General features: G+C 48.7%; 16 protein-coding genes. 10 read left to right on the forward strand and 6 right to left on the reverse strand.

The genetic code is table 11. The features are described 5' to 3' along the window. Nucleotides 1-337 precede the first annotated feature (337 nt). Both LOC54_RS09140 and LOC54_RS12290 read left to right on the forward strand, forming a co-directional pair. Nucleotides 338-583: an FkbM family methyltransferase gene (locus LOC54_RS09140; RefSeq protein ID WP_347709398.1), complete on the forward strand. Its 246-nt coding sequence runs from the start codon at nt 338-340 to the stop codon at nt 581-583. A gap of 78 nt (nt 584-661) precedes the next feature. Beyond that, the gene (locus LOC54_RS12290) at nt 662-865 is read left to right on the forward strand and encodes a hypothetical protein (protein WP_408740329.1); all 204 of its coding nucleotides are present in this window, start codon (nt 662-664) and stop codon (nt 863-865) included. A gap of 71 nt (nt 866-936) precedes the next feature. Here LOC54_RS12290 and LOC54_RS09145 read toward each other — a convergent pair whose 3' ends face one another. The 3 genes from LOC54_RS09145 to LOC54_RS09155 form a co-directional block, all read right to left on the reverse strand. Further along, nucleotides 937-1,575 carry a hypothetical protein gene (locus LOC54_RS09145; protein ID WP_279313508.1) on the reverse strand — a complete coding sequence of 213 codons (639 nt, stop codon included), beginning with the start codon at nt 1,573-1,575 and terminating at the stop codon, nt 937-939. A gap of 99 nt (nt 1,576-1,674) precedes the next feature. Beyond that, on the reverse strand, nt 1,675-1,821 hold the full coding sequence (locus LOC54_RS09150) for a hypothetical protein (RefSeq protein ID WP_279313509.1): 147 nt from the start codon (nt 1,819-1,821) through the stop codon (nt 1,675-1,677). Between the two features lie 34 nt (nt 1,822-1,855). Beyond that, nucleotides 1,856-2,137 (reverse strand): hypothetical protein, encoded by a 282-nt coding sequence (locus tag LOC54_RS09155; protein ID WP_279313510.1) that lies wholly within the window; start codon nt 2,135-2,137, stop codon nt 1,856-1,858. A gap of 242 nt (nt 2,138-2,379) precedes the next feature. On the opposite strand from LOC54_RS09155, the gene LOC54_RS09160 reads away from it, so the two are divergent. The 4 genes from LOC54_RS09160 (at nt 2,380) to LOC54_RS09175 (ending at nt 4,565) form a co-directional block, all read left to right on the forward strand. Further along, complete coding sequence (locus LOC54_RS09160) at nt 2,380-2,868, forward strand: hypothetical protein (protein ID WP_279313511.1); 489 nt, start codon at nt 2,380-2,382, stop codon at nt 2,866-2,868. Between the two features lie 168 nt (nt 2,869-3,036). Continuing rightward, nucleotides 3,037-3,339: a division plane positioning ATPase MipZ gene (locus tag LOC54_RS09165; protein ID WP_279313512.1), complete on the forward strand. Its 303-nt coding sequence runs from the start codon at nt 3,037-3,039 to the stop codon at nt 3,337-3,339. 45 nt (nt 3,340-3,384) lie between these two features. After that, nucleotides 3,385-3,900: a hypothetical protein gene (locus tag LOC54_RS09170; RefSeq protein ID WP_279313513.1), complete on the forward strand. Its 516-nt coding sequence runs from the start codon at nt 3,385-3,387 to the stop codon at nt 3,898-3,900. Further along, entirely contained in the window at nt 3,897-4,565 is a 669-nt protein-coding gene (locus LOC54_RS09175; protein ID WP_279313514.1) for a hypothetical protein, read from the forward strand. Before LOC54_RS09170 ends, LOC54_RS09175 begins: the two co-directional genes overlap by 4 nt. A 60-nt stretch (nt 4,566-4,625) precedes the next feature. On the opposite strand, the gene LOC54_RS09180 is transcribed toward LOC54_RS09175, so the two are convergent. After that, a complete protein-coding gene (locus LOC54_RS09180) occupies nt 4,626-5,183 on the reverse strand; it encodes a helix-turn-helix transcriptional regulator (RefSeq protein ID WP_279313515.1) in 558 nt (185 codons plus the stop codon). 185 nt (nt 5,184-5,368) lie between these two features. Here LOC54_RS09180 and LOC54_RS12365 point away from each other — a divergent pair, with 185 nt between their 5' ends. Then, complete coding sequence (locus LOC54_RS12365; protein ID WP_408740328.1) at nt 5,369-5,590, forward strand: helix-turn-helix transcriptional regulator; 222 nt, start codon at nt 5,369-5,371, stop codon at nt 5,588-5,590. A 703-nt stretch (nt 5,591-6,293) separates the two neighbouring features. Then, nucleotides 6,294-6,518 carry a hypothetical protein gene (locus LOC54_RS09185; RefSeq protein WP_279313516.1) on the forward strand — a complete coding sequence of 75 codons (225 nt, stop codon included), beginning with the start codon at nt 6,294-6,296 and terminating at the stop codon, nt 6,516-6,518. Here the strand turns inward: LOC54_RS09185 and LOC54_RS12295 are convergent. Together LOC54_RS12295 and LOC54_RS12300 are read right to left on the reverse strand one after the other, a co-directional pair. Continuing rightward, nucleotides 6,503-7,036, reverse strand: a complete 534-nt coding sequence (locus tag LOC54_RS12295) for a site-specific integrase (protein ID WP_347709396.1) — start codon at nt 7,034-7,036, stop codon at nt 6,503-6,505. The two genes, LOC54_RS09185 and LOC54_RS12295, sit on opposite strands and share 16 nt — an antisense overlap. Next, nucleotides 7,033-7,713 carry an Arm DNA-binding domain-containing protein gene (locus LOC54_RS12300; RefSeq protein WP_347709397.1) on the reverse strand — a complete coding sequence of 227 codons (681 nt, stop codon included), beginning with the start codon at nt 7,711-7,713 and terminating at the stop codon, nt 7,033-7,035. The genes LOC54_RS12295 and LOC54_RS12300 overlap by 4 nt, the downstream gene beginning before the upstream one ends. A gap of 331 nt (nt 7,714-8,044) precedes the next feature. On the opposite strand from LOC54_RS12300, the gene LOC54_RS09195 reads away from it, so the two are divergent. Continuing rightward, complete coding sequence (locus tag LOC54_RS09195) at nt 8,045-9,166, forward strand: site-specific integrase (RefSeq protein ID WP_279313517.1); 1,122 nt, start codon at nt 8,045-8,047, stop codon at nt 9,164-9,166. A 166-nt stretch (nt 9,167-9,332) separates the two neighbouring features. Continuing rightward, complete coding sequence (locus tag LOC54_RS09200) at nt 9,333-10,844, forward strand: hypothetical protein (RefSeq protein WP_279313518.1); 1,512 nt, start codon at nt 9,333-9,335, stop codon at nt 10,842-10,844. The last annotated feature ends 701 nt before the right edge of the window (nt 10,845-11,545 follow it).

Here is an 11,545-nt window from a genome sequence, read left to right on the forward strand (position 1 = left end):
ATACAGAATGCCTCCTTCTCAGAATGATCAGCATCCTGTGAATCACATTTTTAGCCCAATGGGTACCCCGTGAGTCTAATCAAGAAACGGTTGGTAGTATCCCCTCACGCAGAAACAGCAGTGGATCCGAAAAATCTTCTTCAATACTCCGCTGGGGTACAGCCGTCTTCGTCGCCCGTTCATCGAACACTTCAAAAAGGACCGCCCGGACCCTGTCGATGCGACATTATTCGGTCTCAAGGTCCGTTTTTATCCCAAGGACAATCAGACAGATGCAAAATCAGCAGTCTGTGGTTCCTGCTATAACCATCGGGAGACCCGGTGGATTTCTCGTTACCTGCCCAGAGGTGGGACATTTGTCGATATTGGCGCCAATATGGGATTTTTTTTCCTGTACGCCGCTCAACGACAAGCCTGCGTTATCGCAATCGAGCCGAACAGGACGCTGTTTGACCACCTCAAAAAAAATATGGCGCTCAATGGCCTGAAAGCGGATCTGTTTCAGGTAGCCGTCGGCGATCATGACGGAATGGGTCTGCTGGTTCAGACGAACAGAGATTTCGGAAGTGGTCGGATGGGTTAGGATGAAGCAGGAGACAGCGTCCGTGTCCGGCCACTTCTGGATATCCTGCACCAGTGCGATGCAACAGGCATTCACGTTCTGAAAATTGATATTGAAGGTTATGAGGACCGTGCGCTTCTGCCTTTCTTTCGAGCTGCTCCCATGACGCTTCTGCCTGACCATATCATTATGGAAGACACAGAAAGTGCCCGATGGGCCCAGGATATTTTACCTGTGCTTCGTCGAGCTGGATATGAACGTCGTGGTCGCAGTCGGGGAAATATTCTTCTGTCCAGATTCTAAAGCTGCCTCTGAGCAATCCATGCGCTCCAGACTGTCTCATACAGACGTGAGACAGTCTGCTGGATCCCTCATCATGTCCTGACTATGGCCAAAGCCTGTCGGAGTGCTGCGTCCCGAAGCTCCGGATCACACACCATGTCCTTGAAAATCAGGACGGGTCGTTCGTCAGCCGGATACCGGTGGAGACGCCGGAGTGTTTCAGGACGGCGTTCCTGCTGCAAGACCGAATGGGCTGAGAAACTCTGATCAAAAGCGCCGACGACTTCGATAAAACTTTTCTTTCCGGTGTGCTGTGACGTCAGACAAAAATCCCCTTCCGCCTTTGGGTCACAGAAACAGTCTTTCAGTCTGGGATGAACTTTCAGGATGACGTCGCCTGGCAAAAGAGCCAGTAGCCGACGATAAACGGCCAGTTCATAAAGCGAGGCGAATTTTATTCCATTCTGGGTCAAGTCTTCCCAGGCGGGAAGATGAGGATGTCTCTGCTGAACAGCAGATCGAAAAGCTCGCCAAATGTCGTTCCTGGGGGCCCAGTATGTCTTTCGAAGCGTCCAGGCATCCGGCCCAAGGTCCGCGAGCATGAACCCATGCGGACAGACGCCTACACGAGCGGCAAGTGTCGCGTAACAATCCAGATCACGGATGGGGAACAGACTATGCCCTTCAGGCAGGGCAAAACGGACAGGATCAAAACGGAAGTCCTGAGTCATAAGAACATGGCCCTCATAAAAACGGCTCCAGACACAGTGAGTGCGCCGGAGCCGTGACAGAAATAATGATGGTGAAATGAACGTCCTGGCCTGAGCGCTTCAGCCGGGCTGATCCAAAAGAAGGCGTTCCAGTTGCTCAAAGCGATATTCAAGATCGCGATGCAGGATGACGATGCCTTCGAGCGCATGATGAGCGGCTGAATTGCCGCCAAGAAGTTCAAGGAGCATCAGGCCCTGAACGGCCATCAGGGCTTTCAATTCGACAGTGGCATGCAGCACGTCATCGGGAGGTGGCAGGAAGCTGGATAAGGAAAAATGGGACATAAATGTTCACCATATGTTTCAGGATTGAAGATAAATGCAGCAGCGTCTCCAGCCAAAATCCCTTGGGGAAATGACGGAAATGCCGTGCAATCGGAAACACAGGGGAAAAAATGCCTTTCTTCACATCGCGCACTTCAGGGCTGATTTCAGGGAATGTCCATAAAATCAAAGACTTAAAGGGAGCATTTTTAAATGCGATAGAGACAGCAGAAGAGAAGAAAAAAGCCTTCGTTTTCATATGCTTGCGAAGCATGCGTATGAAAATGAGGTAGCGTGCTCTTCAGGACAGGGAAAATGGTGGCCAAAAAAGGGCCTGTAATGTCCCTGTATTGTCTCTCCATTGGGAAGAAAGAGAACAAAAGGGATCAAACAGATCCGGAAAATGTCTTGTTTTGCTCGGAAAAAACGCCACATGCAGATGAGGCAGAACATCCGAAAGGCTGGCAGGAAACCTCCAGAAACCTCCAGAAACTTCAGACCATGGCAGACAGGACGACCCGGAAACCCGGCATTGCCGAACTCTTCGAACAGGCTCGCTCAGAGGTCGCTGCCGGATCGCTGACCCGCTGGATGCGGGACAATGTTGCCGAGCTTGAAGCCCAGTGCGTCAATGGCCGGATGGACTGGAAACTCTTCATGAGTGTGGTGGTCCGTCTGGACCTTCGGGACCGGGCAGGACACGTACCGACGCTGGCATCCGTTCAGAAAGCCTGGAAACGCCTCCAGAGCACCCGACCTCCGTTGCGACGTCCTCGGGCCAGTCGGAGCCGAAAGCAGGAACAGGTACAATCCGATCCCTTACACGTCGAGACGCCCGTCAGGGTGAAAAACCAGCCTTCGCCTAGGCTTCCTGACAGGTCCCTTGAACCGGTCGGACGCTCCTCATCCGGGACTGGCAGGCAGCGCCTGCAGGACATTCAGGAGCGGCTGGGCAAAAGTGCGATTCCCATGCCCCCACGACCTAAGTAAGGCTCTCATCACATAAAAGTGAGGTGAACGCTCATTCATCACCTAGATCGTCATGGAGCGCTTCACATCGCTCCTGACACCGCCAGAGGTCTGCGCATAAAGATCTGTTTTTATTGAATAAAATACCACTTTCGCTCTTTCATTTAGTGGCAATGGAAGGAGACAGAAATGTCCAGCGAAAATACCGACAACAATCAGGACAGAAGGCGCATCCTGCTTCTTGCGCAGGGGCGCGGCGGCAGTGGCAAGACAATGATGCTGGTCAATCTGATCGAACGCGCCAGGCGGGCCGGACGGGACGTCAGGGTTGCGGACCTGGATCGCACGAACCAGTCAACCAGTCATTATTTTGCGGATGCCATTACTGCGGATGACGCTTCATACCAGTCGTTGCTTGCTGCAACCCATGCCAATATTGGTTCTCTACGTTGGCAGGAATACACATATCCCCTTATGAGTTCGAGCAATTAACGGTTGGTATCAGACAATACCCTCCTGACGACGGCTGAGGAGTTCGTGGACGACCTGGTGCAAAACCGGATCAGCGGCGTTATCGATCTGGGTGGCGGCGATCTGATCGGACCGCGGATCCTACAAGATCTGGATATTGTGACATTTCTGGGTACGCACGGCTTTGACGTGACAGTTCTGTTTACGCTTGGCTCTGACGCCGACTATCTCGCGCCCTATCACCGTCTGCAGTCCATGGGCGCACTGGAGCATGTCAACGTCGTTTTTGTGTTGAACGAGGCTCTCGCCGACGAGAGCACCAAAGGACGGGCAGGTTTTAAAGACCTTCTTGAGAATCCCGATATCCTGCAGGCTCTCGAAGCGGGCGCCGAAATCGTGATTATGGAAACCCTGCGGGGGACCCGGATTCTGGCAGAAAACCGGTTCCTGTTCCGGGACGCTGCAGATGGACGTCCCGCACCCAGCGGGGCGGTGCTGCGGTTGATCCGGGCCAATCATGTCCGAAAATGGCTGAAGTCCCTTGAGGCACAATTTGAAGACTTCGAGGAGAAGCTCCCATGACCGGCTTCCTGATGCCCCGGTTTCCACGTGCCATTCCTCCTGGGGACGACAGGATCATGAGTGAGCAGGCCTTCCAGGAGGCCTGCAATGCAGCACTGCTGGATAAAGATGATCCTGTCTACGTGGTGGTGCATGATCTGCGAGAGCAGGTCCAGCATCTGACGCTCCTCGTCCTTCAACTCCGGGAAGGAAACCTTCATACGACACAGCAGTTGAACACGACCCTGGAACGGCTTCGCAAACAGGACGAAAGCCGGATCCGGAGCGCACAAACGGAAATCGATCGCATCGTCGCGCGGCGAGTGAACAGTTTTATCGGGACTGGTCCTTTTGGCGGAGGGCTGATCGACTGGCTATTGAGGGCCTTTCTGGTCAGTATGGTCTGTTTTTTCTTTATCTCTGTGGGAACAGTCATCGAACGAAACCGGGGATTGATTCAGACGGAATGGGGCTTTCCCCTGCTTTTGCGCGATATCACGGACGTCGCCCGGGACATCATCAATGATCAGGGCGATGTCGGTGCCTGGGGCGAGATTCTGGAAGAAAATCGCGGGCACATGGCCGCGATTTTGCGGCAATGTGGGGAAACGACCCAGACTGCCGCCAATGGTGAGACCTCATGTACCGTTCGTTTAAGACGGTCCCAAGGACAGCGTACTGAGTAAGCGTATGCTCGACAAAAACGTGCAGGTTGCCTTGCCAAATCATTGGCAGACGACCTGTTTTCAGCCCCCCCTGATCGCCGTTTCGATGTCAAACGGATCAAGACGGTAAGAAACCTGACAAACGTCACCATAATCGGGATCCTGTCGCGGCGGGCTCACCTCGTAAACGATACCCTTGTCGCCCGCCCGGGCATAATTGTAGCGCCACTGTCCTCCCAAGGGTGCACTTGCTGCCCGGATATCATAATTGCGGGACACATTCCTTAGGCGCAACGTTTCATCAGGCCCCTCGTTAACCTCGATTCGATCGCCGACTTCGATCTGCTGGCATGTCGCCAGGAAGGCAACAAGCCAGCATGATGTCTTGATAAAAAGGCGATGACGTCCATCGATATCCTGCAAGTATAGTCCCGTCGACTCAAAAGCTGCCCGCAGGGCTTCAAGAGTTTTAATGACGGGCGTGGAAGATCCCCCTTCGAAGCGCGAAATCGTCACACGTGGCACAGAAGATCTCGCCGCGAGTTCCTCTTGTCCCCAGCCCAGAAGAGCACGAGCACTTCGGCAATCGTCTGCGGTTAAAGGCACTTTCCTTAAATCGTCTGGAATTGTTCTTACCATGGAATATTTTCCAAAAATCAGTCATAGTGATAATGTGCGAGTCACTATTCAGACTTTAGGGCATTTGTAAACAGCAAAAAATTGTGGCGTCGTCTCCGTATTTGAGTCAATAATGAGTCACAGCGAATCACTATACGATTCGCTGTGAGGGCGGGCTCTTCCCGTCGGTTTCATGGAGCTGAATCATGTCTCCTGTTTCATTACTATCAATCCGGGAGGTCGCCAGTCGTGTCGGTCTTTCATCTGGCTACGTCCGCAAGCTCGTGATCGCTCAGAAATTTCCTGCGCCATCACATAGATTTGGGCCACGGGCCGTTCGCTGGTTAGACAGTGACCTTGAGGCTTGGCTCAAAAAAAATGCATCTAAACGTGGAGGTCATAAAGACGATGAAAGGAATAAAGAATAATATTTAAATTGAAAACTCTTATTGTGCGGCGGATTTTTATTTGATAAAATCTGCCGCACAATTGGAAATAAAAATATTAAATCACAATAATTTATAAAATATTATTTTTCATGGGATATATTTTTTGTTGACCCATATTTGGAATTGCAGAATTTATACATGATCTATTGATCATATTCAGATAATTATTTTCAGAGATCTATTCGGCGGATATTATCTGGATATGGAGAGAGAATGCTTCCGGGTGAACTGGGCAGTATTATTGATGTCCAGAAAGCTATCAAGAACGGCGTTTTGACAACCGGTTGATCTTCGGAAATTGCCAAATGTTCTGAATGGGGTTCAGTTTTGATGTACGAGAGAGCAGGAAGATCAGGTTGATGTTTCATGGCATTTTGGACCTGATCATTATATGTCTTCACAACTTACCAGACCGCATGGCGGTATGCGATCCACATACGGCGAATCATAAGATTTCGTGGAGATGAGTTGCATGCGGGTTGTGCCTGTAAATGACAACACCAGCCCCACTACCTTGCCGCATTGCCTCTGCTGGAGCCGTTTTGTGACGCTATGATCCGAACGGTGCGGACTACCTTTCAGAAGTTTTAGCTCTGTATATCCAGCATCCGGACGGCCATGCAGTTCGTTGAATATCCGAAGCGCAAAAAGGAACTTTCATCGGCCTGCGTGGACATTTCCAATGGCTGACATTGTTTCTCGGGATGTTCGTAGCCGCATGATGTCCGGGATCCGTGGCAAGGATACGAAACCTGAGATCCTCCTTCGCAAGGCCCTGCATGCAGAAGGATTCCGTTATCGTCTCCATGGCCGGAAACTGTACTCTCTGCAGGAAAAAATTACCCGGTCGGAGAACTGTTCCGGCTCCTGCCGAAAGATGGGGGTGACTGTCTATCGCTTTTGGTGACCGAGCAAATCAGTTGGGGGTGAAGCGTTTTCCATAAGAAGGTCGGCCCAGACCTGGGCAAGTTCTTTTCGTCGCTCACGATGAAGAGCACGATTATAGGCTGCTTCCACCCGATCCTTGTTCTGATGCGCCAGCATGAGGTCGATGATGGCCCTGTCGGACGGGTAGCGCTCGTTCATGATTGACGAGAATGACGCCCGAAAGCCGTGCGGAGCCTGGCGTCCGGAATATCCCGCCCGCTGAAGAAGGTAACTGAGCGCGTTCTCACTCATCGGGCGATGCGCCCATCGGTTGTTTGGGAAAACGAGCGGCCCTTTGCCTGTCAGCAGGAAAACTGCCTCGAGAATCTCCCGCGCCTGTCGGGAAAGGGGGACTTCGTGTTCCCGACGCATCTTCATGCGCTCTGCCGGAATCAGCCAGACGGATCGATCCTCTGACAGTTCGTGCCATCCCATGGCATGGACCTCGCCAGGACGTACAGATGTCAGGGCCAGAAAGCGGAGCGCCAGTAACGTCACAGGGTGGGCCGGGATGGCTTCAACCTGACGGAACAGATCGCGCAGTTCCCCCCAGATCGGTGATGGCGGGCTGACGACCTTTTTTCAGAGGGGCGAGTGCCCCCTTGACGATCGCTGCAGGATCCTGTGTGCCACAGACCGTGGGCAATGCCGAACAGGAAAATCGCGCTCAGTCTCTGGCGTATCCGGCGTGCCGTTTCCCTGGCTCTTCCGGCTTCAATCTTTCTGATGGTCGCGAGCACCATTGGCGGAGTGATATCGTCAAGATTGAGAGAGCCCAGATCAGGCCAGACGAACCGCTCCAAGCTTGTTTCGACGTCTTGCCGATGACGCGGGCTCCAGCGCGAGGCCTGGGAAGCAATCCAGATTTCCCCAACGTTTCTGAGTTGGCGATCTGTCTGGCGGGCTTCTGCCTGACGCTGTTTACGGGTCAGTGAAGGATCCCGACCGGCACGGAGCTCGCTACGCGCCTGATCCCGGACATCTCTCGCCTTTGCCAGCGTCACTTCAGGGTAAGCACCTAATGCAAGAAGCTTCTCCTTGCCACCAAAGCGATACTTCATACGCCAGAGGCGCGATCCATTCGGCTGGACGAGAATAAAAAGACCACCTGCGTCTGCAAGCTTGTAAGCCTTATCTTTCGGGGCAAGGCGCCGGAGCTGGACATCTGTCAGCATTGATACCCCCAAGACCAGTCTGATACCCCCATAACTACCCCCGCATTGCATGCGCTTCAAGGATTGCCACAGTACGCTCTGGATCGTTGAAATCGCCGGTAACTCGCCGAATTCAAGACCGGATGCGCATTATGGAATGTCATGGAATATATCTTCTGGCGGAGAGGGTGGGATTCGAACCCACGGTACCCGCGAAGGCACAACGGTTTTCGAGTTAAGAAAAATACCAAGTAAATAGAGCTTTTTACTTGACTTTTTTGATTTGGTGCTGTATGTGCTTTTCTCAACCGCAATAACTATGGAGAAACGCTTGGCAGGTTAGCGAAGATATATGAAACAGATACAGAAGAGAGGCAACAAGTTTGCTGTTACCGTTCGCTTGAACGGATATTCGATTGGAAGGACATTCCCTAAAAAGTCGCAAGCTCTTGAATGGGCTTCGAGGGTTGAGATTGCTATCAATGATGAGATAGCTAATCCGAATATGGTTTTCAAAAAAGAGGATTGGAAACCCAAGAAGGTTGAAAAACCCAAGCCTAAAAAGCTGATAGAAGCTGAGCAACGTGCGTTCGATAATACGCCGTCTGTTGATTGGCCTTTAAAGAAGGCTATCAAAAAATATATGAACGAAGACCTTGATAATCTCAGGGGATACGCTCAAGCGTTGCTCCGCTTGAAAATGTGGCTGAGGTCTGAGTTTGCGGATGTTCCGCTAAAAGACATAACAGCCGAGATGGTTCACGATTGGAAAATCAATCGCAGAGTAAGAGATGGAAAACTCCCATCGCCTTCCACGATACGCAATGACCTCTATCGTCTGTCGGTTATCTTTGAAACAGCAAAAAAGCCGAAAACTAAGCACGGATGGGGTCTTACGGATTTAAAGAATCCCGTCAAAGATATCCTCCTTCCTTCTCCTTCGGTCGGACGTGAACGACGCTTGCATGGCAATGAAGAGGAACGTCTCCGCGATGCTTTGTTGAATGGTTGTCATGGCATACAGATGCTATGTTTCTTTGAAATCGCACTCGCAACGGGGATGAGAAAAAGCGAAATCTTGAAAGCGACCCGTGATGAAATTTTAGAAGGTCGTCAAGGCTGGTCTATTAAAAAGACCGAAACCAAGAATCACACGACGCGAGTTGTTCATTTGTCAGACAAGGCAACGAACGCGGTCATGCGTCTTATGAATGAGAATCCGTTACGCAATACGTTATTCACGATATCGTCAACGACTGTCGATAATCTGTGGAAAACTGCACGTCGTCGTGCGGGTTGCGATGATTTGCGTATCCATGATTTACGCCATGAAGCTATATCACGCTTGGCAGATGCAGGGCTTTCTATCGGTGCTCTGGCTTCTATGAGTGGTCATAAAACGAGTCAGATGCTACTCAGATACGTTAACGCGAAAGAGTCAGATATCAGAGAAAAGCTGGCGTTAATTTCTTAACAGCATAAAAAAAGAGGAAGGGAAACAAATCCCCTCCTCCTTTTGTGCTATACTATTTCCAACTAGCCAGAAAACGTTGGAAGCACTCGGCTAATTGGAGACCTTATATGATTACATTATATACTAAATATATGCATTTTGTAGAGATTTCTGAAAATAATTTTGCTTGCGTAAGCGGGATATTGTGCATGTAGATTTTTCTGATGTCGTTCTTGCGAACTCTGGCAATATCATAAATCACGAAAAATATATCGAGCAAAAGCAACGTTTTGACGCTCTTTTCAGCCGTTCTTATGACCTTGCCAATAGGTTAGAATACCTGGGGATTCCTGCTTTTCAGCAGGAGCAAGACATTACAAAAATCGGACTGATTACAGGAATCGAGAAGCAAGCTGAACGTGCCTTTCGTCATATTTTGCTTATTCCGTCAGTGATGCAACAGGACCGACAAGACCTGGTTCGGTCCTTAAATTACTTTATTGAGCATGATTTTTTCAGACGTTCAAAGAATCTCCGATATGCGGTCATCACTTGTGAAAATGTTCCGTTCTTTGGGGATTTAAAAGCAACTCACTCTTATTGGTCGAGAAAGGTATCAGACACTTTCCGAGACTTGAACAAACTTTTCGGCATCAAGATTCAGCTTAGAACGACTGAGATAACAATCAACAACACAGATGAGTCAATCAATCTTCATATGAACATCCTGTATGAAGCCAGCCGATATATTACCAACAAACAAGGTGGCTGGGGTGCTGTCTCATCTTATATGTATCAAAATCTACGCTGTAGAATTCATGATGGAATTGTCCAGAGTCCGAAGAAGGCTATCAGCTATATCCTGAAGCCTTTTGATGTTTCATCCATGTCGAATGCGTCCCTCCCCTGGCTTGCGAATGAAATGCATGGGATGCGTCTTGTGCAAAAATATAATGATTTTCAGCAGTTTTCGGCTGGACTTCGCAACAATCGCCAACGAATCATTTTCAAGAATGACACGAAAGATTTTGTAAGGATTCAAAAACGCAGGGTCGTTGATAACAATTCTCTTATTGAAAACGATGAAGAGTATGAGATTTCAAAAACGTTTTTTGATGATGCAAATACTGAACGTCCGCACTTTAAACGCACTACTAACGAAGACGCTGAACAACGTAAGCGCGATGAAAAGCAAAACGAGATTCTTGGCGTTATGATGCCTCACTGTTATGCGGTTAATATAACTGAGCCTGTGATTTTAGTTCGTAATCGCGACTATAAAGATGCGTCTTTCACGTTCTTTTTGAATGATTTGCGTCGTTCATTAAAGAGCAAGATAAGCAACAAGCTGAACGAAAAACTAAGAGATAACAGTAAAGAGACTGACAAAATCATCAACGATATGTATATACAAAATATAACGAACATCTCCGAACTTTGGGCCGGGCCTATATCTTTAACTCATAAACGACATCTCACAGAAGATACTCCAATGTATTACTCTGTGGAGGGTGCAGGGGGGTCGGCACCCCCCCCCCTGCCTGACCTGATTGATATCTATGATATTGATGATTTAGAACCTACAGAGATTCCAGATTCAGAATATTTCGAAGATATCGAGGAAGTTTTTGGACTCTATACAGGCTGGATTAATCATCATCCGTCATCGTGTGAACCAACCCCGTATATGACGTGTTAGTAAGAATAGAAGTTTATCCTAAGCTTCTTGCTACATTCTTTCACTGAAGTAGTAGCAGGATAAAATAATCATTATTGATATGATATAATAACTCCAAGGAGATCATAGATATGAAATTTTATAAAATTGCAATTTGTATGTTTTTGTCGATTCTTGTGGGTATGTCCGTTAATTACTTTGGTAACATTCATAGCGTGAATCAAGAAATAATATTAACATCTATTGTATTATTTCTTGTTTTCTACGCATTTAACATCAATTTATTCACGCATGATTATGCAAAAATGTTACAAAAGCTATTATCGATATAAGAATCGCTCCGAAAGAAATGCCAATAATAGAAAGATACATCCACCTTAAAATCCCTTTGTCTGGGATATTTTTAATAGAACTATTTAATATGTATATTGAAACGCCAATAGATATGAAGAAACATATGATTGATAAAATTATTCCAATATTAGAGTAATCTATATGAATCATTGCAGTGTCTTTCCATTGCGTTGTTTCCAAATTATTTATACATGAAGATGTAGTAGGAGTGCAAGGGATTGCATCCCCTTGACCCTACGCCAATAGAATTGGATTCCGTTTATAGCCTCGCAGAGCCTTCGGAGAACCGGCTAGGGCCTGTTAGGGCTTGATCCAGTCTGCAGCGGCAGCGATATGGATGACCGCGAGGAAGGACGTTGCTGTTTTTT

This window comes from Acetobacter sp. AN02, assembly GCF_029759835.1.
GTDB lineage: Bacteria > Pseudomonadota > Alphaproteobacteria > Acetobacterales > Acetobacteraceae > Acetobacter.

Excerpts from the sequence above, each read along its gene's own strand:
- LOC54_RS09145 (WP_279313508.1), bottom strand. The coding sequence starts at position 1,575 with ATGACTCAGGACTTCCGTTTTGATCCTGTCCGTTTTGCCCTGCCTGAA.
- LOC54_RS09185 (WP_279313516.1), top strand. The coding sequence starts at position 6,294 with ATGGCTGACATTGTTTCTCGGGATGTTCGTAGCCGCATGATGTCCGGG.
- LOC54_RS09155 (WP_279313510.1), bottom strand. The coding sequence starts at position 2,137 with ATGAAAACGAAGGCTTTTTTCTTCTCTTCTGCTGTCTCTATCGCATTT.
- LOC54_RS09175 (WP_279313514.1), top strand. The coding sequence starts at position 3,897 with ATGACCGGCTTCCTGATGCCCCGGTTTCCACGTGCCATTCCTCCTGGG.
- LOC54_RS12300 (WP_347709397.1), bottom strand. The coding sequence starts at position 7,713 with ATGCTGACAGATGTCCAGCTCCGGCGCCTTGCCCCGAAAGATAAGGCT.
- LOC54_RS09150 (WP_279313509.1), bottom strand. The coding sequence starts at position 1,821 with ATGGCCGTTCAGGGCCTGATGCTCCTTGAACTTCTTGGCGGCAATTCA.
- LOC54_RS12365 (WP_408740328.1), top strand. The coding sequence starts at position 5,369 with ATGTCTCCTGTTTCATTACTATCAATCCGGGAGGTCGCCAGTCGTGTC.
- LOC54_RS09165 (WP_279313512.1), top strand. The coding sequence starts at position 3,037 with ATGTCCAGCGAAAATACCGACAACAATCAGGACAGAAGGCGCATCCTG.
- LOC54_RS09180 (WP_279313515.1), bottom strand. The coding sequence starts at position 5,183 with ATGGTAAGAACAATTCCAGACGATTTAAGGAAAGTGCCTTTAACCGCA.
- LOC54_RS09195 (WP_279313517.1), top strand. The coding sequence starts at position 8,045 with ATGAAACAGATACAGAAGAGAGGCAACAAGTTTGCTGTTACCGTTCGC.
- LOC54_RS09160 (WP_279313511.1), top strand. The coding sequence starts at position 2,380 with ATGGCAGACAGGACGACCCGGAAACCCGGCATTGCCGAACTCTTCGAA.